Source organism: Paenarthrobacter sp. NPDC056912 (assembly GCF_042786555.1).
GTDB lineage: Bacteria > Actinomycetota > Actinomycetes > Actinomycetales > Micrococcaceae > Arthrobacter.
In genome coordinates, this window is record NZ_JBHUCD010000005.1 from 56,569 (window position 1) to 75,655 (window position 19,087).

The 19,087-nt window shown below is 61.8% G+C and carries 13 protein-coding genes; 9 read left to right on the forward strand and 4 right to left on the reverse strand.

Annotation, left to right across the window (positions count from 1 at the left end):
* The first annotated feature begins 259 nt into the window (after nucleotides 1-259).
* The 3 genes from ACFRJ9_RS07085 to ACFRJ9_RS07095 are packed head-to-tail and all read left to right on the forward strand — an operon-like array spanning nucleotide 260 to nucleotide 9,656.
* A complete protein-coding gene (locus ACFRJ9_RS07085) occupies nucleotides 260-3,106 on the forward strand; it encodes a hypothetical protein (protein ID WP_377665873.1) in 2,847 nt (948 codons plus the stop codon).
* A complete protein-coding gene (locus ACFRJ9_RS07090) occupies nucleotides 3,103-9,378 on the forward strand; it encodes an HYD1 signature containing ADP-ribosyltransferase family protein (RefSeq protein ID WP_377665875.1) in 6,276 nt (2,091 codons plus the stop codon). Before ACFRJ9_RS07085 ends, ACFRJ9_RS07090 begins: the two co-directional genes overlap by 4 nt.
* On the forward strand, nucleotides 9,375-9,656 hold the full coding sequence (locus ACFRJ9_RS07095; RefSeq protein ID WP_377665877.1) for a DUF6881 domain-containing protein: 282 nt from the start codon (nucleotides 9,375-9,377) through the stop codon (nucleotides 9,654-9,656). Before ACFRJ9_RS07090 ends, ACFRJ9_RS07095 begins: the two co-directional genes overlap by 4 nt.
* A 1,096-nt stretch (nucleotides 9,657-10,752) precedes the next feature.
* Here ACFRJ9_RS07095 and ACFRJ9_RS07100 read toward each other — a convergent pair.
* Entirely contained in the window at nucleotides 10,753-11,037 is a 285-nt protein-coding gene (locus tag ACFRJ9_RS07100) for a hypothetical protein (RefSeq protein ID WP_377665879.1), read from the reverse strand.
* A gap of 343 nt (nucleotides 11,038-11,380) precedes the next feature.
* Here ACFRJ9_RS07100 and ACFRJ9_RS07105 point away from each other — a divergent pair, with 343 nt between their 5' ends.
* Nucleotides 11,381-11,992 carry a recombinase family protein gene (locus ACFRJ9_RS07105; RefSeq protein ID WP_377666244.1) on the forward strand — a complete coding sequence of 204 codons (612 nt, stop codon included), beginning with the start codon at nucleotides 11,381-11,383 and terminating at the stop codon, nucleotides 11,990-11,992.
* A 46-nt stretch (nucleotides 11,993-12,038) separates the two neighbouring features.
* Here ACFRJ9_RS07105 and ACFRJ9_RS07110 read toward each other — a convergent pair whose 3' ends face one another.
* Nucleotides 12,039-12,719 (reverse strand): BsuBI/PstI family type II restriction endonuclease, encoded by a 681-nt coding sequence (locus ACFRJ9_RS07110; RefSeq protein ID WP_377666246.1) that lies wholly within the window; start codon nucleotides 12,717-12,719, stop codon nucleotides 12,039-12,041.
* Nucleotides 12,720-13,367, reverse strand: a complete 648-nt coding sequence (locus tag ACFRJ9_RS07115) for a hypothetical protein (protein WP_377665881.1) — start codon at nucleotides 13,365-13,367, stop codon at nucleotides 12,720-12,722.
* Between the two features lie 385 nt (nucleotides 13,368-13,752).
* On the opposite strand from ACFRJ9_RS07115, the gene ACFRJ9_RS07120 reads away from it, so the two are divergent.
* From ACFRJ9_RS07120 to ACFRJ9_RS07140, 5 genes are all read left to right on the forward strand, one after another.
* Entirely contained in the window at nucleotides 13,753-14,538 is a 786-nt protein-coding gene (locus ACFRJ9_RS07120; RefSeq protein ID WP_377665883.1) for a transposase, read from the forward strand.
* Nucleotides 14,539-14,760: 222 nt separating this feature from the next.
* Complete coding sequence (locus ACFRJ9_RS07125; protein WP_377665885.1) at nucleotides 14,761-15,099, forward strand: recombinase family protein; 339 nt, start codon at nucleotides 14,761-14,763, stop codon at nucleotides 15,097-15,099.
* Nucleotides 15,062-16,966, forward strand: a complete 1,905-nt coding sequence (locus tag ACFRJ9_RS07130) for a DUF2264 domain-containing protein (protein ID WP_377665887.1) — start codon at nucleotides 15,062-15,064, stop codon at nucleotides 16,964-16,966. Before ACFRJ9_RS07125 ends, ACFRJ9_RS07130 begins: the two co-directional genes overlap by 38 nt.
* Before the next feature lie 122 nt (nucleotides 16,967-17,088).
* On the forward strand, nucleotides 17,089-17,292 hold the full coding sequence (locus ACFRJ9_RS07135; RefSeq protein ID WP_377665889.1) for a hypothetical protein: 204 nt from the start codon (nucleotides 17,089-17,091) through the stop codon (nucleotides 17,290-17,292).
* Nucleotides 17,293-17,352: 60 nt separating this feature from the next.
* Nucleotides 17,353-18,201 carry a DUF1206 domain-containing protein gene (locus tag ACFRJ9_RS07140; RefSeq protein ID WP_377665891.1) on the forward strand — a complete coding sequence of 283 codons (849 nt, stop codon included), beginning with the start codon at nucleotides 17,353-17,355 and terminating at the stop codon, nucleotides 18,199-18,201.
* Nucleotides 18,202-18,213: 12 nt separating this feature from the next.
* On the opposite strand, the gene ACFRJ9_RS07145 is transcribed toward ACFRJ9_RS07140, so the two are convergent.
* On the reverse strand, nucleotides 18,214-19,077 hold the full coding sequence (locus ACFRJ9_RS07145) for a helix-turn-helix domain-containing protein (protein ID WP_377665893.1): 864 nt from the start codon (nucleotides 19,075-19,077) through the stop codon (nucleotides 18,214-18,216).
* Nucleotides 19,078-19,087 lie beyond the last annotated feature (10 nt).

Genomic DNA, 19,087 nt, shown 5'->3' on the forward strand with positions numbered 1-19,087 from the left:
GAGGGCTGCCCAAGGGGCCTGCGCGGGGGCTCGTCGGGTGTGGGCTTGGTGGGTGTGTGGCTGTGTTCTTGGAACGAAACCTGCGGAATGTGTCATGGTTTCGCAAATGATATTGGTTGTTTCTGTGTGTTGACTGGCAATTTTTTGGCAAAACCCTTAGTGGGGGATATTCTTCACTTCGCTAGTCGTTATTGGGGGTTTCGAGACTGCGTCTACTTCCCTCTGTCGAGTGTCTGTTACTCCAGAAGGAGTCCCTTTAGTGCGTACGTCCTCTGCCCTGCTTCGCCGTGCCTGCGTGCCGGTGCTGAGCCTTGGCTTGTTGACTCTGGGTTTGTTCGTGCCGGTCGCCCACGCGGACACGGAAACCCCTGCGGCCCCGGTTGAAGGAGCGAAGTCTGAGTCTTCGGCTGTGGCTGAGGCTGCCGACACGTCGAAGGATGTTGTGGTCGAGGCCGCTACGACGCCGACGGCGTTGACGGTGGCGCATCCTGATGGCACGTTGACGACGACGATGAGCACGGATCCTGTGCGTATGCAGACCAGCACGGGGTGGGCTGACATTTCGACTGATCTGGTGCGGGCCACGGTGGATGGTGTCAGCGTTCTTAAGCCTGAGAACGTGCCGGTGGATATTACCGTTGGCACGGGCGGTACAGACAAGATCGCCAGCCTGGATGACAAGAACGGCCACTCGTTGACGCAGTCCTGGCCTTTCGGGACGTTGCCGGAACCGGTGGTGGAAGGTAACTCTGCTACGTTCCGGCAGGTCTTGCCGGGTGTGGATTTGATCCAGCTCGTGCACAAGACCGGTATCTCGCAGGTGTTGAAAATCGAAACAGCGGAGGCCGCGAAGGACCCGCGAGTGGCGGAGATGCGGATCTTCCTGGACTCGCAGAACACCGTGGTAGAGCAGAACGCGGACGGGGATCTCACCGCGAAGGGCACCGATTCGGGTGAAGTGGAAATGCGGAACACCGGCGGTCTGTGGTGGGATTCTTCCGCGCAGGGCGCCACGGCCACGGACCCCGGTGGCCAGGGCATCGCCAGGCCGTTCAGCCTGAGCCTCGGGACCGAGTCCGGCAAGCAGTCCCAGATTTTCGGCATGGACGAGATCCTCGATACCGCCGCCCTGAAGTTCCCGGTCTATGTGGATCCGGATTGGACGGCGTCGAGGGCGAACTACGTTTTCGTTGACTCTGCTTACCCGGAGACGTCGTACTGGAACGGGAACCTCACCAACGGACAAGGCCACGTCGGCTATTTGCCGAGCTACTGGGCACCCGATGGCGTGAGCCACCTGGCACGCACGTACTTCCAGTTCAACACCTCCTACCTGGTGGGCCGTGACATTCTCGCTGCCCGGTTGAACACCGTGGAAACGTGGTCTTCTTCCTGCACGCCGGCGAATGTCGCGTCCTGGATCACTGGTGACATCGGCGCCGCGACGCGTTGGAATGTGCAGCCGGGCCTGATCATGCGCACCGACATGGGGGCTGTGGCCAAGGGCTACAACGCTTCGTGCCCGGCCGGGACCGTCGGCTTTGACCTCATGGCCGCGAAGTCCATCCTGCTGAACAGGACCGTGTGGAACGTCATGCTGGCGGCCGGGAATGAGTCTGACCCGCTGGGCTGGAAGAAATTCGAAAACAGCGCCACGCTCACCGTCACCCACAACCTCCCGCCGAACACCCCCGTGATCGGCACCATTACCGGCGGTAAATACGCCTACCCACAAGGCGCGCCTGCGTACTACGTCACGCGCAACCCCAAGCCCATTTTCCGTGTCTCGGACAGCGACCCGGACGGTGCCGTTGGCGGTCCGATCCAGGTTTACATGGAGGTTTACACCTCAACCGGTGCCCTTGTGCGGGGCAGCAGCGGGATTTCCGGTGCAGCTGCAGGGGATCAATTTGACTGGCAGATCGACGTCACTCTCCCTGACGGCAAGTACTACCTCCAATCCCAGTCCAAGGACCTGTGGGGTGCGTATTCGGGGACGATGCGGTTCAACTTCGTCGTTGATTCGACGCCCCCGGCGGCCCCGACCATTACTGAAATTGGCACTACACAAAACCCGGTGAAGCTTACGGTCCCGGATCCGGACGAACCAGACGAATATAGGCATGATGACGGCGTGATTGGTTCAACGATCTACAGCTTCCGTCTGGCTCTGCCAGCTGGTTCGGAGCCGGTCGAAGGTTTCGTTTTCTCCATTACCTCCGGAGCGGCCGAATCTTCCTACCCGCAAAGCATCCGTTGCGGTGATTCACGGATCCAGGCCTACGTGGCGGTGTGCCCGGCTGGTGGGATGAGCGCCGATATATCGATTGCCGCGTTGGATGACACCACCTCGTTGACGGTCTGGGCTTTCGATTCAGCCGGCAACGTGACCGTGCCTCTGCACAATGCAGCAGCCAGCCACATCACCTTCAGCGTCGGTAAGGGCTCTGTCACCCCGAGCACGTTCATGCCGTTGACGTTCAAAGGCAGCCAGGGAGTCCAGTGGGCACCGGTCGGGTCAAGTGGTGCGACTAACAGCTGCACGTCAACACCGAACGGGAACACCGTGTCCACTCCGGAGATGCTCAAGTTCACGAACACCACCTCGTGGGCTGAAACAACCGGCCCGGCTGTTGACCCGGCCAAGAGCTTCAGCGTTTCGGGCTGGTTCTGCCCCACCACATCAACCACCTCCATCCAGGACCTGATCGTGCAATGGGCAGGAACCAACCCTGCAGGGGCGTTGCGGATTAACGAGGTGAAACCCGAACTGGCGGCGTGGGCAACGGACGGCTCCGGCGAGGCCGTCTCCGGAGATACCCTCCTCCCCGTGGGGCAATGGTCCTTCATCTCAGCGGTCTACGACAAGATCAACGCCCAGCTGCGGGTCACCAGAACAAACACCAACACCACCGGTACCTGGATCATTGCTGCTTCCCAGAAGACCCACCGGAGCGCAACAGCATCAACCGATGTCGTGAAACTCGGTTACGGGTTCACCGGCAACATCTTCAAACCGGTCATGACCCAAGGTGTCTTGAAACCAGAGACCTTCACTAACGCCCAAGCAAAATTCACTGACACCACAAAGGGACTTCTGAAATGAGCATCTTCTCCTCCCTGATGCGCTCCAAGCCACGGGCCGCCATCACGGGTGTGGTCTCCGCGGCCGTGATCGCCTCCGGCGCCGGCTTCATCTACATCACCGCCCCGTGGTCCTCCCCGGACGCTGTCAGTGACGTCAAGCCCGTCCCGGTCCAGCAATGGACCCCCGAAGCGGACACCTCGGCCCAGCACCAGATCGTGGAAAACCCCGAGGCCAACGGGACCGGCCGGACCATCGATGGCATCGGCACCGATGCCCTGCCCTCTGTGACCCCCAGTGCACAGGCTGACCCGGCAGCGGTGTCCGGCCCGGCCGGTACACGCTCGGTGCCGATCCAGCCCATCAACGCGGCCCCTGCCTCCGTGCCGATGGCCCCTGTACCGGGCAACGACAAAGGCTCCGGCGACTTCACCGCCCTGCCGGGAACATCGTCCGGTTCCTGGGGCGTCGCAGGCCAAACCGGTGCCTTCACGTGGAGCTACCCGTTCGCCCTGCGCGATGCACCGGCGGGCCCTACCCCGGCCCTGGGCATCTCTTATGACTCCTCCCGTGTTGACGGGCTGACCAGCTCCACGAACAACCAGGCCTCGCCCGTGGGGGATGGGTGGGCTTTGACCGGTGGCGGTCAGGTCCAGCAGAAGTTCGGTTCCTGCATGGATCAGGGCGTGGCGAACTCCTATGACTTGTGCGGGAACCCCGGTGGGCAGCAGTTCACGATCTCCTTCGGCGGCCGATCAGGGCTGGTCATTCGGGACGCGACCACCGGTCTGTACAAGTTGCAGAACGATGACAACACCAAACTCGAATACCTCACCGGGGCCGCCAATGGCACCTTCGATGGCGGGTACTGGAAAATCACTGACACCAGCGGCGTGCAGTACTGGTTCGGTGTGAACCGTATCCCGGGTTGGTCGGCCGGCAAGGACAACTACTCGGCTGACATCGTGCCTGTTTACGGTCTCCCCGGCCAGCCCTGCTATAACAGCGCCGGGTTCGGTAGTTCGTCCTGCATGCAGGCCTATGCCTGGAACCTGGACTACGTCGTGGACCCGAACGGCAACTCCCAAGGGTTCTTCTATACGCAGGACACGAACTTCTACAAGTCTCAGGCCGGGACTGGCACGCTCAAGGCGTACCACCGTGCCAGCCGCCTGGCCCGGGTGGATTACGGCATGCGCGCCGGAACCGAACTGTCCACCCAGGCACCCCTGCATGTGAACTTCGGCTACACCGGCCGCTGCGAAGGCGTCACCGGCTGCCCCACCCCCAACGGGGATGTCCCGGCAGAATTTGCGTGCGCCTCCACCGGGACCTGCACGACGTATTCGCCGACGTTCTTCACCTACTACCGCCTGCAGACCGTCATCAGCCAGTCCCTGTCGGTGAACCCGGCCGGTTACGGCGACACTGACTTCTGGACCTTCGGGCACGCCATGCCTGACCCGGGAGACGGAACAAAACCGGCGCTGTGGCTGGGATCGCTGATCCACCAGGGCTCCAACCAGACCTCATCAACGGGCGGATGGGTCGATGACCCCGCCGTGGTATTCAAGGGCCAAACCCTGCACAACCGGGTCTGGGCCGTGGATGGTCTGGCGCCGTTTGACCGGTACCGCCTCTCGACCATCGAAACAGCCACCGGGGCGTCCATCCAGGTCACCTACAAGGCATCCGATTGTTCACAGACCAGCCTCCCGGCCTCGGCTGAAACGAACACGAAGCGCTGCTTCCCGCAGCGCTGGACCCCCACCACTCCCATCGCTCAACCGGCACGGACCGATCACTTCAATATCTACCCGGTGGAGACCGTCGTCAGTAAGGGCGGGCCCGGCAGCACAGGCAGCCTGGATTCTGTGACCTCCTACGGCTACATCGGCACCCCGGCGTGGAAGTACGCCGCACCGAAGTATGTGTCCGGTACCGCGGGCCAGAACATCACCTGGTCCTCCCTGGCCGGATGGTCACAGGTCAAGACCAAGGTCGGCACCGCAGCGTCGAACCCGACGACGGTCACCACATACTTGCGAGGCCTGAACGGCACCCCGTCCAACACCACCGGCGGTCTCCGAGCGGACATCATCACCCTTTCGGACGGCAGCGCCGTCCCCGATTCGGTCTGGTTCGCTGGTCAGGAAGTGGAGAAGCAAAGCTACGCCGGTGATGGCGGAACACTCCTGGGCACCTCGATCACCGTCCCGTGGGCGTCCGCGCCGACCGCGACTGGAACAGTCGCCACAGGCGCCGCCCAGGCACGTCACACCGGCACAACTTCGGTGACGAAGAAAACGGCGACAAGTAAATCCGCGTCGATGCGTGTTTCGGTGACGTCCATGGCGTACGACGCGTACGGCCGGCCCATCAGGACCTCGTCCACGGGCGAACAAAGCGCTGCGGGGGATGAAAGTTGTGAGGTCACCGGGTACGCCGACAACACGACGAGCAATATTCTGTCGCTTCCCGCCACCGTGGACACCTACGAGGGGGTATGCTCCGGCACGGGTCCGAACGGTAATCTCTTGAAGGCTACGCGCAACCTGTACGATGCCTCCACGTCCGCGATCCCCGGATCAGCCGGTTACACCGCCCCGATCAAGGGCAACCTGGCACGCTCGGACAACGCCACGGCCGTCTCCGGGACGACCGTGACCACCTGGGCGCAGGGCCCGACGGTCACTTTCGACGCGCTGGGCCGTGAAAGCAACTCACGCGATAACAGCACCGGCACGGCACGGGACACCACCACCGCCTACACGCCGGCCACGGGCCTGCCAACGAAAGTCACCCAAACCAACCCTATGGGCTGGATCTCGACGATCGCGCTCGATTCGATGCGTGGGCAGCCGCTCACCAAGACTGACCCTAACGGGAAAATCACGTCCTACCGCTATGACAACGCGGGAAGAGTCACCGGGGAGTGGGACCCAATGCGCCCGGCCGCGTCCAACCCGACCCCGACCGTTGAAACCAGTTACTCGATCTCTAAGACCAACCCGTCATGGGTCAAGACCGTCACCATCGCAGGGGACGGGACCCCCATGTCGTCGTACGTCCTGTACGACGGGCTCGGACGGGAACGGCAAACCCAGAAAATGTCACCCGGCGGCGGAACGATTGTCACCGACACCTGGTATGACTCCCGCGGGGCGAAGAGCACTGTTAATAACAACTACTTCATCTCCAACGCCCCTGACGGTGTCCTGAGGGTCCCCGCCCTGGCGGTGCCTTCCTCGACGATCTACGAATATGACGCAGCACGCCGGCCCACCAAGATCCGGACGATGACCAACGAAAACCAGGAGCTGTGGGCCACCCAGATCGCCTATACGGGCATGGACACCACCACGGTGACCGGGCCCGGGACTGAGTCTGCCGTGAAAACCATCGTGAATCTGGATGGAAACATCGAAAGCCGTTCGCTGTTCCACGGAACCGCCCCGAGCGGCGCCGCTGACACGTCAACCTACATCTACGATGCACAAGGGCAGCTGACCCGCATGGGCGACGGGGCAAACCTGTGGACCTGGACCTACGACGCCGCAGGACGCGAAACCAGTGCCGTCGACCCTGACGCCGGAACCCGGAGCACCACCTACGACGCCGCAGGTCGCACAGCGACCACGACTGACGCCATGGGCACTGTCACCAGCTACGTCTACGACAAGCTGGACCGGACCACAGCGAAGAACGTCTCAGTCGGCGGCGCCACAGCGAAGACCCTGGAATCACACGTTTACGACCTGGAGATGAAAGGCCTGCCCAGCAGCAGCACCAGGAACAACGGTGCCGGGATCGATCAGCCGGTCACCACGGCATTTAGCGGCTACAACGACGCGTACCAGCCGTCCACGACAACCATCACCCTGCCGTCGACACTCACCGGATTGAGCGGTTCGTACACGACGACTCGGTCCTACTCCACCTCCGGGCAGGTCACCGGCGCGGTGACCCCCGCTATCGGTGGTCTGCCGGCAGAGACGGTCAAATACGGTTATGACGGGTTCGAGAATCCGTCCTCGACGTGGAACACTGCCGGTGACCAGTTCGCCGGCGCCGCGCAGTACGATCACCTCGGGTTCCTCACCCAGTACACCCAATACGACGTCGCTACCCTGACCGAAAGCCCCGGGAACATGACCGGGACCAACAAAACGTACTTCAGCTGGAGCGCCTCAACCGGCAGGCTGAACGAGCAATGGACCACGAACACCACCCGCGGCGCCGTCGCGGACTTGGGCAAAACCCGGTACACCTACAACGAAGCCGGGAAGCTCAGCTCACGGGAGTTGGCCTTCAGCAGCCGCCCGGGCGTCGCTTCGGACTACCAGTGCTACGACTACGACTACGCCTCACGGCTCGAAGCCGTCTGGACCCCGTTGGCCAAGACCTGCACCACCGTCCCGGCACCGGCCTCCCCTAGCGTCACCGGCCTCGGCGGCCCGGCACCATACGCGCAAACCTACACGTACACCGCAGCCGGAGACCGTTCCGAAGTCAGGCGCTTCGACGCCAGCGGAGCATTGACAGCAAAGGAACAGTACAGCTACGCCGCGCCCGGTACAGCCGGACCGCACCAGGTTGACACGATTACCTCCACCGCGGCCGGCGCAACGCCCTGGAACTTTACCTGGGACGCTGCCGGGCGAATGACCGGACGGGCCGGCCAGACCATGACCTACACCCCGGATGGGTTGCTGGCCACCACCACCGGAACCAGCGCCGTACCGGCGAACCCCAACCCGGGCGCCGGGGCAGGCACACCGCCCGCCCCAACCACCGGTGCCGGCAGCCTCAGCACCCGCTACTACGACGCAGCAGGCAACCTCGTCGGGCTCACCGATGGTTCCGGGACAACAGTCACCCTCGGCTCTGTCACCGCGCACGCCACCAAAGCCGCAACTCCGGTGAAGACAGCGACCTGCACCTACACCTTCGCAGGCAAGACGGTCGCCCAACGCACAGCCGCCGCCGGCGTCGTGAAACTCTCCCTGATCGTGGGCGACTCCGTGAACACGGCACAAACCATGACACAGCCCACCGTCGGCGCAGGGGCAATCACCGCCGTTCAGCGGTACACCGACCCCTACGGACTCGCACGCGGAGCGAACCTCACCGGCACCGGCAACGGCACCTACACCGCGGCCACCGCAACCACCGCAGGGGTAGGCTCCAACGCCGCCAACGGGACAGGATTCAGCGCAGCCAACGGCTTCATTGGCGGCCTGGACGACACCATCAGCTCACTCACGCACCTCGGGGCCCGCGAACTCGACCCCGTCACCGGTGCCTTCACCACCGCCGACCCCGTCCTTCACACCGACAAGAGCGAAGGGTTCACCCCCTACTCCTACGCGTGGGGAGACCCCATCAACCGCGCAGACCCCTCCGGCCTGGACTGGTTCGGCGACATCGGCAACTTCTTCAAAGACCACGGATCTGAAATCGTCGGTGCCGTCACAGGTGCCGTCGTGGGAGCCATCATCACCGTCGGTATCGTGGGTCTGGCCACAGGATGTGCTGCCACGATTGTGTGCGGTCTCATCGCGGCGGGCGCCCTGATCGGAGGTGCTGTGGCAGGAGCGATCGCTACCTCCGGGGCCACCGCCATGGCCGACATGGCACAAGGCAAACCCGCACCCTCCGCCCAGGACTACTACGGCGGCATGGGCGAGAATATCGGATGGGGCCTCGTAGGAGCCCCGGCCGGAGCCTTCGGCGGCAAGGTCCTCAGTAAAGTAGCCCCCTACGTAGGCTCCTTCGTCAGAGGACTCGCCGGCAACGGCGGAGGGGCGGCAGCCAGTGCAGCCTCCGCCAGGGTAGCTTCCCAAAACCTCGCGAAGCAGTCATATCAAGCAGCCCAACAACAAACCAAGACCCTCGGCAACCAGGCTGCGGCAAAGGCTGCAACAGCACCAGCGGCTTCCGGTTCAGGGTCCGGCTCTCTTTACCACTACACGGATGAAGCCGGTATGAAAGGTATTCTCGGCAGCAAACAGTTGAGACCCTCGTTGTCCAGCGTAAATCCCAAAGATGCTCGCTATGGAAATGGTCAATATCTGTCGGACATCGGCCCGGGAACAAAAACGTGTGCGCAACTGTCAAGATGCTTCCTAGGCATGCCTTTCCAACCGCAAAGGTTCAGTAATTTCGTGGAGGTTGATGTGGCAGGGTTGAACGTTGTGAAGGGGCGCGATGCAGTCTTTGTTGTTCCTGGCGAGACAGACCTGGACCTCACAGGAAGAATCCTCTCGTGGGGGGCGAACGAAGCAAAATGAAGACTTTCATCAGGGTTTATTGGCACCATGACTTCGAAGATGAACCTGTCATTTTGGTTAGTGAGATCGTAGACAGGGTGGAAACTCGGAAAGTTGAGGTCTACCGAAACGGCCGAATGGACTACTCGGATGGAAGTCTTGCGACAGGAACCACGAGGCTATCGGAGGTGCTGATGCCGTCAGTTGCTGAGATTGCAGACCATCCAGAGTTCAGCCCTGAGGTGATCGACGCCAAGGGATTCGAAGATATTTGGAACCAGGCCCTTCAGCAAAAATGAGTTTCTAGGCGCTGCCGTCTGAACCGCAGCCCCTATGGCCCTAAAACCCCATGGCGGGCATTTCATAGAAAGATCTAACGATGAAAAAGTCTCTGTTTGTATTCCTATTTGTAGTTGCACTTGTCGTTGTTGCTGTGCCCGCAACTTGGATAGCGTTCTTGGCCCTTGGAATAGGAAGCCCGAGTCCGGTAGTGCTGGCGGTAAGCGCCCTTATAGGAGCCGGGGGAGGTACTCTCATGGGCGCTCGGTTCTGGGAAGATCGGCAGGTACTACGACAACGTGCGACTCAAGAAATTCAAGACAGGGAGTTAGGAGCGCATAAACGAGTCGCGGGGTGATCCTTGGATCCATCGTCGCCCGTGGCTCAGGAGGGCTTCCGCCCATGACCGTATTGATTCGACGAAGAAGCCCTCAGGAAGTTGTCATTGGATCTCGGATTAGAGTGAGCGTTGCTTACTTGACCTCGTCTGCCCGCCACTCTGGAGCCACACAAACCATCTGGCCTGTGACTAGTGCAGTTCACCCGTAGGGAATCCTTCACCAGGCGGGACCACTCAGGCCCTTTGGGGCGCTGTACCATCAGGTCAGCGGCCTTAGCGCATGACAGCCGGGTCCTGAGACCACTCGCCGTGCTCAGGGGAAACGCACGGTGAGCGGAAATGACCGTGTCATACCCAAGTCCGACGAGCGCTGGACAACCGCCGCAAGACGAGCGGAAGCATTTCAGACCTGGGCCTCGCCGGGGCTCTGAGGCTTATTACACGCACTACTTCGCGGCCGGGCTGATCATCCATGTCGCGGTGGCTGTGACAGATTGGGCTTCCCACTAAAGAACAGGGAAAAGACAACCTCATGGCCCTGAACAGAGCCGGAGTGTGCGAGGACTGTCAGCTGCGAACCATCGCGCAGTTCAACAGTCCACAGCTCGGGTTCCATTGCAAGCTCCAGAGCGTTGTGAACAACACGAACACCAGGCGCTAAGTTTTCGAAATTCACTTCACGCCCAGATGTTCCATCAAGGCTGTTCTCTTGGGAACCTGGCATCGTCGATTCCTCCTCCCCACGAAGCTTCGAATGTGCCACTCTCCGCCGACTTCTAAACGGTCAGCCAGCGTCCAGGTGGCAACTTCGCCATCTCACCAAGCGTCGGGTCAAGCCGTGTGAGGTGAGTGGTGTGTGCAGCAACTGCTCCACCAGAGGTGTTCGGATCACCCACTCCATCAGCAAAGCCCCACCCATTGTCTGGGTCATGAAGAACTTGAAGAACAGGTCGCTCACCAGAAAGAACGGACTTCATGACCAGGGCACCTAGACCTTCGGGAAAGCGGTCATCCGGAAACGGCCACGGCATCTGTCGGTGCATCTCAGCATTTTGCGACATGGAGATATTGTCCCCGATCACCAGAGGCACGGACGTCCCAACTGTCTGCCCGTAAGCCGGTCCGTCACCGTGCAAGTGAAACCATCATTCAGGATTCCTCCTCTGGGGGCCATGACATGTAGGTAGGAGCCGCACGATGAAATGCACGATGACCGGGAGTTCTGCAACTTTTCGGCGCCCCGCGGGTATCTCATCAATGGATCCTTTGATGGGAAACGCGGACGTGGCTGGGGAGGACGATTCGACTTCGCGGATTTCCGACACCTCGCCTGTCCAAACAAAGTGTCTCACTGCCGTATTCTCGGAATCAGCAATATTTGTCCTTTGATAAGACGGAGAAGTGATGGCACGCCTCGGATACGCCCGCGTCAGCTTGGCTGATCAGAAGACCGATCTGCAGATCCGTGAACTGGAAGCAGCCGGGTGTGAGCGGATCTATAAGGACCAGGGGATCAGCGGGACCCGGGTCAGTCGTCCCGAGCTGGATCGGATGTTAGATCGCCTCGGTCCAGGGGATGAAGTCGTGGTGTGGAAGTTGGACCGGTTAGGACGGAACACCCGTCACCTGCTCGAGTTGTTGGATGACTTCAAATCCCTAGGTATCAGGTTCCGTTCCTTACGGGATGGGATCGCCACCGACCCGGCAAGTGAGGTCGGGGGAGCGATGGCCCAGGCGATGGTCACCATCATTTCTGCTTTCGCCCAGCTCGAGCGAGACCAACTCTCCGAGCGGACCAAGGCCGGCATGGCGGCAGCAGCTGCAAACGGAAGGAAAGCAGGCCGCCGGGACATCACGACAGGCCACGAGAAGGTCAAGAGAGCACATGAACTGAAAGCCCGAGGCCTCAAGCCATCAGACATCGGAAAGATCATCGGAGCCAGCCGCGCGACTGTCTACCGATATTTAGGCATGGACTCCTATAGCCACAGAGCTGACAACAAGCCGACAAGTTAGCGAGCATTGCCAGAGGGGAAAGACGCCCGAGGAACGACTCGCCCCGTCAGGAATCGATCGCGTACCACGCCAGTTCTTGTCCGCGTTCATCCGCAAAGTAAGCATATGTCCCTGAGGCAAGGTCCTTGAGCCGTTTCCTGGCCGCTGGATCGTTCCGCGAGTTGAAGGCGGTCAGGAACGAGCAATGTTTGGGATCTATGGACTGCTGTGTTGCCCACGAGAGTAGGTTAGCCCTACGCGTTTCGTTGATTTCACCGTCTGTGTTTACAGCTTCAATGAACCAGAATTGGACCTTTTCAGGGAGAACGTCCGCTATGAGAGCGTCAGGCAACAAGCTCGATACGTTGATTGTGACGTTCAGGAAACTGAGTAATTTGGCATCGGCTGTGAAGACTTTGTCCCCTGGCTCGCTGATTGTAACCACGAACGGGTTTTGCAGCCGGGCCGGGGCCCAATTCTCGATGACGTTTTTAAGGATCTGTGAAGCACGCCCCGCTTCCAGCAGTCTCGTTCCTGCGTTCCCGGGAAGGGTTACCGAAATCGCGTGGGATGTTTGAAGGCCTTGGGCGGCAAACTGGACCCGTAGTTTAGCGGCCGGTGTAACCAGCGTATCCGCCCATGAACTGCACTCACGAATACCACTCCGCGAGGTCTCAGATCCACAGAGTCCCCTTAATCCCTTTAGGTGTTGAATCTGATGCCAGCGGAACCCGCCGCAACGTCGCAGTCACCGTGCCGGCGGCAGGCTTGTGGTCGGCGCCAAAAGTCGTTTCGGATCACCAATGGAGTTTCGGCGCCAATCGTTTCCGTTGATTCCGTATATCACTTCGGTGGTGAATCGCGTCGTGTAATGACCGCTGAGGTCCCCTTCTTGGACAGGTATGTCCTGAACCTGGATCAACTCGCTGAGCTCCTCTCCGGGCTGGAGGTAGTGTTCAGATGGCAGTGGACGTTTGGGCTTCAGCCGATCATCGAGGTTAACGGCGTGCACGGTGACGCCGTACTTGGAGTGGTTCTTAATTCTGAGACGGAAGCTTGTCATCATTTGATTTGGCGGAGAACCGTTGGCAGTACCCCCTGAGAGGGATATGGACACCTTTCTGGCCTGCTTCATTTCGGCCTCTTCTCGAGCGATCTGCTCAGCGTTGTCCTTCTCACGTTCGGCCTGGCGGCCTTTCTCCCGCTCTGCTTGGTCCGATCGAAAACTGCGTACCGCCCATAAAAGCGTCAGAACTGTTGCCACGGCGCCAAACCAGGTACCGGTCGCTTCAATCCAATCTGGTGTCCAGCTGTTTACGATCAACAAGGCCAGACACGCGCCCAAGGTGAGCCCGGCGATTCCCCAAATAAGAGGAACGAGAATTCGAGACGACATGGCACCACAGTAGTCACAACACAACCCAACCCCCGTCCCAAGTGCAGCACAGCAGGGTCCCCGCGTGCAACGCCTGCGCGTCAGGATACGCATAGCACTAACGCTCCTGAGCCGGCGGGAACTGTTCTTCGAACGCCATCGCTTCCAACGGGTGCAGGGCTGGGCGCCGGGAAGTTGCCACTGACCCTGTGAAGGTCATGAGAGCACATGAGCTGAAGGACCTGGCGGGCCGATGGCTCACGGAAGGCCTAGGCCAGACGTGCGCCGGGATCTGACACCGGTACCGGCCCATAGTGCGCAATTCGTTGGATGCGAAGGTGTTTGACGAGTGGTTGTCTGAGACTTGGCCAGCCAGCGTTCTGACACAAAGGGTGGCTTCTTCGAATTGGCTCTCACTCCGTCTGATCCGGTTGATGCGTATGCGGCGGCCCGGGCTGCGCTATCAGGGACCGCGGAGGGCCAACCCAAGACGCGCAACGGGAAGATTGAAGCGATCCGTGCGCTTCGGGTAGCCCGCAACGGCGCCGTAAAAGCCCGCACCCAAGCCACAAACCAGCTCAAAGCCCTGCTGATCACCGCTCCGGCGCAGCTACGAGAGCAGCTACGCCATCTGAGTACGACGGTACTGATCAAGACCTGTGCCAAAATGCGGCCAACCGGTCATCTCGGCGAACCAGAGCACGCTACCAAGACCGCGTTGCGTCGTCTGGCACGTAGTCACCAAAACCTCACAGAAGAGACCGCAGAGGCCGACATTGAGCTAACGGAGCTCGCCACCGTAGCCGCACCACACCTGCTTGCCCTTCCTGGTGTCGGCACCGAAGTCGCCGGACAACTACTCGTCACCGCCGGGGACAACCCCGACCGGCTACAATCCGAGGCCGCGTTCGCGCACCTTTGCGGAGCCGCTCCCATCCCGGCTAGCAGCGGCAGAACTCACCGTCACCGACTCAATCGAGGCGGTGATCGCGCCGCCAACAACGCTCTCTACATCGTCGTTCTCGGACGCCTGTGCTACGACGCACGAACCCGCGCCTACGCTGACCGGCGAACTCAGCAAGGCCTGTCCAAACCCGAAATCATCCGTTGCCTCAAACGCTACGTCGCACGAGAAATCTACGCCGCCCTGCAACCTGCCAACACCACAGAGGAACTCGCCAAAGCCGCTTGACGATCCATAGGAGCATCGCTCCTCAACCGGTCGCGGTCCCGACCCACTTAGCACGCGTCAGAACTCCCGTCATTCCGCGGAACCAGAATTCCCATATGACCCGCCCGCAAGTCTGCCCGGTGAAGGTACCCTAAACGCCGCACTTTGGCGCCATGCCTATCGGCTACGCCCGTGTCTCCACCAAAACTCAAGACCTGACGGCCCTGCGCGGACGCTCTCTCGGTGCCTGCGTGGATCCCGACACCCTCAACGTCGATTCACGGACTCACCGGAACCCTGCGCGAACGGCCCGGTCCTGGCAAAGCCCTGGCCGCCTGCCGGAACGGGGACGCCACCGTTGTGACTATGCTCGATTGGCTCGCCCGCTCACCACCGGACGCCTGGGACGTAGCGGACAAGCTCACACGCAAGTGCAGACGGCTTCTGAAACGACAGCAGGGTTCAGTTTTGTTCATCTCAGCCCATGCAGGGATCGGGACATCTACGGTGGTGGGGCTAGAACCCATCGCCCAGCAGGAGACCCATGGCAACCGGCTTCACCATGCCCGCCCCGGACTTTGACCTCAGCCCGATCACCGGGTGGACGCGGGAGCACTGGCTGGCCTTTGCAGACCAGCAGCTGTTCGCGGTGCGCCCGTACTTCTCCCCGCGGAAGGCGTTGGTCCGGCTGGGCGGCAGGCCGTCGTCGTCGGGGGTTTTGTCCGACGGTATGGAGGGATTCGCCCGGACCTTCCTGCTGGCAGCCTTTCGTGTGGCGGGGGAGGGTGGTGGCGATCCCCATGGACACCTGCCTCCCTACCGTGACGGGCTCCTGGAAGGGACACGGATTGGCGGCCCGGAAGCGTGGCTGCCCATCACCGACCGATCCCAGCCCATGGTGGAAGCGGCATCCATCGTCCTGGGCCTGCAGCTGACCAAGCCGTGGCTGTGGGACACGTTGACCGGTGACGAACAAGCGCAGGTAGCCGCGTGGCTGCAGGGTTCCTCGCGCAGCGTGTGCGTGGACAACAACTGGGTCCTCTTCCAAGTGATGATCGCCGAATTCCTTGCCGGTGCCGGATTCGAGCACAACGCGGACCAGATCGAGCACGGCCTGGACCGGCTTGAGGACTGGTACGTCGGCGGCGGGTGGTACCGGGACGGGGACAACCATGGCACCGGCGATTTCTTCGACTACTACTGCGGGTGGGCCATGCACCTGTACCCGATCCTGTGGGCCGAGTTCGCCGCCGACCGCCACCCCGAAGCCGATGCCCGCCTCGATACCTGCCGGACCCGGCTCGCTGCCTTCCTCGAGGACCACGCCACGTTCTTCGGCTCCAACGGTGCCCCGGTTTTCCAAGGCCGCTCCCTGATCTACCGCTACGCTGCGGTGGCGCCCCTTTTCATGGGCGAGGCGATCTGCGCGACGTCCCTGAACCCCGGCCAGACCCGCCGGATGGCCAGCGGTGCCGCCAAGTACTTCCTCGACGGCGGCGCTTACCACCGCGGCCTGCCGACCCTTGGGTGGCTTGGCGCGTTTGAACCGATGACCCAGGAATACTCCGGCCCCGCATCGCCGTACTGGACCTCCAAGGCGTTTGTTGGCCTCCTCCTGCCCGCAGATCATCCCGTGTGGACGGCCGTGGAAGAGCCGTCACCAGTGGAAGCGGCGGACATCCTGAAGTATGCGGAGGGACCCAACTACCTCCTCCATTCCACGGCCGCCGATGGCATCGCCCGCCTGCTCAACCACGGCAGCGACAAGTACTACTCGCCCGGACCGGACGATCCCCTGTACCGCCGCCTCGCTTACTCCAGCCACACCACGCCCCTGTTCACTGATGACCCCGTGGACAACCACTTCGCCGTCCTTGATGGCGCCGGCGCACCCAGCCGCCGCGCGAGGATCCACCGCCTCAACGCCGGACGCGGGCAAGCTGCCAGCTGGCACGCTCCCGTCTGGAACGACGCCGACCACCCCTCGGAGTCACGCTGGCGCGTGGCAACCGCAACCACGGCGGCCGGCGGTTACGAGCTGCGCGTGCACGTCGTTGAAGGCCAGGCGGGCTCAGGGCTCACTGTCCGGGATGGCGGCTACGCGCTCGCCGGAGTGCACCCGGCTGAGGCACGCACGGGCGTTATCAGCGCCGGGGGACTTCATGCCGGAATCTGGCCGCTCCACGGTTACACGGGCGGGGGCATCTTCCATGCTGAAGGCGTTTCTCCCCTGGAGAAGCATGCGGCGTGCGGCTACGTTGAGGGCCGGTTGTCCGGCACCCGCAGGTGCTTTGCCTCGCTGGTGTATCTCGGCGGCGAGCCGCCCGCGCTGGTTCCTGCCGGCGTCGTGCCTTTCGCGGACTTCGAGATTCACGACGACGGGCGCCGCGTCAGGGCGTGCGTCACCGTGGTTTCTGGACAGGTGCTTGAGGTGTCGTTCGCGTTCTGAAACACCCCGATTGAATCTTGAGTCAATCTTGAGATGACCCGGCGCCGTTCTTGAGGGCCCCGTCCGATGGTTGAAACATCAGCCAATTGGGCTGGTGGGAACTTCCAGGAAGGACGACCGAAATGACTGACCAGATCTCCGCCAAGTCCTTGAATACCGGCGCTGCCTACGTGAGGTCGGATGCCCTTGCCGGCACCGCGGAGGCTGTCCGGCACGCTGGCGAAGTTCTCGGCCAGACCCGTGCCGTGGTGGCCGTCCGCGAGCAGTTCAACCCGTTGGGTGTAGGCCTCCGGAGCATTTGGCCGCAGTCGGTCTGCGGTTTCTAGGAACGCTGACTTCGATGCGGGCAGGCACTGAGGTGCCTGCCCGCCGTCGTTGGTGGCACCATGGTGAACAAGCAGGAAATAAGGAGGCTTGTCATCAAAGAGGAGATCCGGAAGGCCGCTGACGTGGCCGAGGAAGCAGCGAACTCTCGCACCCTTGCCGTTGTTGCCCGGGCTGGATATGCCGTCAGCGGGCTGTTGCACATCCTGATCGGAGTGATCGCACTTCAGCTCGCCGTGGGGCGCGGCGGCGAGGCCGACGTCACCGGTGCGGTGACCCAACTGGCCAGCCAACCCGCAGGCCCCTTCCTCCTCTGGGCCTGCTTTGCCGCCTGTGCGGCGCTGGCGTTGTGGCAATTGGGAAACGCCATCCTTGGCAATAGGAACCAGCAGGACAACAAGCTCAGCAAACGGCTCTCCGCCGTGGGGCAGGCCCTGGTCTTCGCCGCCTTGGCCGCGACCATCCTTTCCTTTATTGCCGGCAAAGGTCAGAGCAGCCGGGAATCCAGCAGTGACTGGACAGGCACGCTCATGAAGGCGCCGTTCGGCATGTTCCTGCTGATCGCCGTGGGCGCAGGCATCATGATCACCGGTGTCGTGTTCGCCGTGAGGGGTTTCATGCGGACGTTCAAGAAGGACCTGTCCTTGTCCTCCCGGGAGGCCGCCCGCAAATTCCAGATCGGTGTTGGGGTGGTGGGCTACATCGCCAAAGGAATAGCCCTGTTGCTGGTAGGCCTTCTGGTGGTCATCGCCACCGTGCGTGCCCAGCCCGAGCAATCAACCGGCTTGGACGGGAGCTTGAAGGCCCTCAGGGAACAGCCGTACGGGCCCTATCTGCTGGCCGCAGTTGCCGTAGGACTCGTGGCGTACGGGCTGTTCCTGATGGTGAAGGCCAGGACCCTGCGTACCTAGGGTTGTATGGCGTCAGTCCGATTCGACCCTTTCGACGGGGATCCACAGCTGGCCGCGGCCGTGGGTGCCGCTTTCGCCCACTTGGACACTGAGGAGTTCAGGTCCGGGCGCCCAGCGATAAGGGTTGGCTGGAAACCATTCCGTGGCGGCGTCCGCCCACATGCTCTGCAGGACTTCAGGGAACTTTCCTTCGGCATCGAAAACCACCCATAGGCTGGCCGAAACCTCAAGGGAATCGAAGCCGTCCGCTGCCCGTTTGGTTGAGGCGACGGCGTGCCAGTAGTCCAGTTCGCTCCCCTCGGTGCGCTGCTCGTCGATGTTGTCCGTGACAGACAGCGGTCCGGACGGTTCTGAGTCTGCGAACCCGAGTAGCCGTTGCGTGACAGCGGGATCCAGGCTCCTCTGGAAGTCAATGATGGCCTGGTTGGGTCCTTCGTGGACAAGTGGGACGCGTGCTTTGAGGCCAATCAGGCGGAAGGCCGCCTTGTCGACTATGCGGTGCTTCATGTCGGTATTCCCTTCGACTCGGAGGTGGAACCTCAGCTGAGGTTGGGAATGGAGAACGGCACCTGGTTGGCGTGCCTCAGAGGGCGTTAGTCCGTGCATGGCTTTGAAGGCGCGAGTGAATGCTTCGGCTGATCCGTAGCCGAAGCGGACAGCAACGTCCAGCACAGTCCCGCCTTCAAGGATTTCAGCCGTCGCAGCGGTCAAGCGTCGTCGGCGGATGTACTCCGAGATCGGGATACCGGCCAACGAGGAAAACATCCGCCTGAAGTGATATTCCGATGTCAAGGCGGCCCGCGCCAAGGTACTGACCGCCACTTGCGCCGTCAGATCACGCTCCACGAGCTCGATCGCTCGGTTCCATTCCTGCACCCTTGCCTCC

What these genes read in the sequence shown, in the direction of transcription:
- ACFRJ9_RS07090 (WP_377665875.1), top strand. Translation starts at nt 3,103, where the DNA reads ATGAGCATCTTCTCCTCCCTGATGCGCTCCAAGCCACGGGCCGCCATC.
- ACFRJ9_RS07100 (WP_377665879.1), bottom strand. Translation starts at nt 11,037, where the DNA reads ATGTCGCAAAATGCTGAGATGCACCGACAGATGCCGTGGCCGTTTCCG.
- ACFRJ9_RS07130 (WP_377665887.1), top strand. Translation starts at nt 15,062, where the DNA reads ATGGCAACCGGCTTCACCATGCCCGCCCCGGACTTTGACCTCAGCCCG.
- ACFRJ9_RS07140 (WP_377665891.1), top strand. Translation starts at nt 17,353, where the DNA reads ATGGTGAACAAGCAGGAAATAAGGAGGCTTGTCATCAAAGAGGAGATC.
- ACFRJ9_RS07135 (WP_377665889.1), top strand. Translation starts at nt 17,089, where the DNA reads ATGACTGACCAGATCTCCGCCAAGTCCTTGAATACCGGCGCTGCCTAC.
- ACFRJ9_RS07095 (WP_377665877.1), top strand. Translation starts at nt 9,375, where the DNA reads ATGAAGACTTTCATCAGGGTTTATTGGCACCATGACTTCGAAGATGAA.
- ACFRJ9_RS07105 (WP_377666244.1), top strand. Translation starts at nt 11,381, where the DNA reads ATGGCACGCCTCGGATACGCCCGCGTCAGCTTGGCTGATCAGAAGACC.
- ACFRJ9_RS07115 (WP_377665881.1), bottom strand. Translation starts at nt 13,367, where the DNA reads ATGTCGTCTCGAATTCTCGTTCCTCTTATTTGGGGAATCGCCGGGCTC.